This is a genomic window from Aeromonas popoffii, from assembly GCF_000820025.1.
Lineage (GTDB): Bacteria > Pseudomonadota > Gammaproteobacteria > Enterobacterales > Aeromonadaceae > Aeromonas > Aeromonas popoffii.
The window spans coordinates 8,931-9,990 of record NZ_CDBI01000007.1 but is presented as its reverse complement, the minus strand read 5'-3'; the positions used below and the strand labels follow the sequence as shown (position 1 = coordinate 9,990).

Sequence of the window (1,060 nt, the reverse complement as noted above, 5' to 3'; positions counted from 1 at the left end):
CCGGCATGCCGGAGGGGTGATCCGCCACCCGCCCCAGCACCTTGATGAGGTTGGGATGGGCGCCCGCCGCCAGCGAAGCCGCCATCTCGCAGCGGGGCAGCCCATCGCTGGTCACCGCCCCCTTGAACAGCTTGACCGCCACCGCCTGCGGCCCGTCACCTTGCAATCCGTCGCGGGTGGCACTATGGATAACGCCAGAGGCCCCCTGCCCCAGCAGTTCGCCCAGTGCCAGCGTGTCCCAATCAAGGGTCGCGACATGGGCATCATCGATGGCCCGCGCCTCCTCCCCCTCGCTAAAGGGGTTGCCGGAATAGGCGAGCCAGGCGAGGCGCGGCAGCGACAGCGACAGCAGCCAGTCGGGGAAGCGTTCGATCCGGTTGGCGGCGATGCGCAGCAACTCCAGACGACGGCAGTTGACAAGGCTCGCGGGCAGTTCGCGCAGGCGGTTGCCCGCCAGCATCAGCTTTTGCAGGGCATCGCACTGACCCAACTCATCGGGCAGCCGTTCAATGACGTTGTCGGTCAGGATCAGCCAGCGCAGCCCCGCAGGCAGCGCTTTGGCCGACACGGTGGCAATCCGGTTGGCCTTAAAGCCCACCATGGTGAGCAACCGGCAGCGCCCCAGCACCTCGGGCAACGCTGTAAAGCGGTTCTCGGAGCAAAAGAGGATGCGCAGTTTGGTGAACCCAGCCAGCTCGTCAGGAAGCGTGCTTAGCTGGTTGCCGGTGAGATCCAGCACCTCCAGCGTCTCTTTCAGGCCCAAGATCTCGGGGGGGAAAACCGTCAGGTTTTCAGAGATCTTCAGATGGCGGGCACCGCACAGTTCGCCTGCGCGCAGCTGTTCCAGAGTATGCATAACCGTTTCTCAATCCTGATGACCGCCCTGACGGCGCAACACGGCCATAAGCGCGCGCCGGACCTGAGTCCGGCGATTTTAAAGGGGAGCATTATAAAGAATTCGGGGCGCAGATCGCCCCTTTTGTTGCCTTGGTGACGGGGCATGGCGCTCAGCAACACTGCCCCATCGAATTGATGAAACACGTAGGGTGCAATAAGCGCA

The 1,060-nt window shown here is 63.5% G+C and carries 1 pseudogene; it reads right to left on the bottom strand.

The window, feature by feature from the left end:
* Positions 1 to 856: pseudogene (locus BN1129_RS24100) on the bottom strand (leucine-rich repeat domain-containing protein); the annotation flags it as partial.
* Between the last annotated feature and the right edge of the window lie 204 nt (positions 857 to 1,060).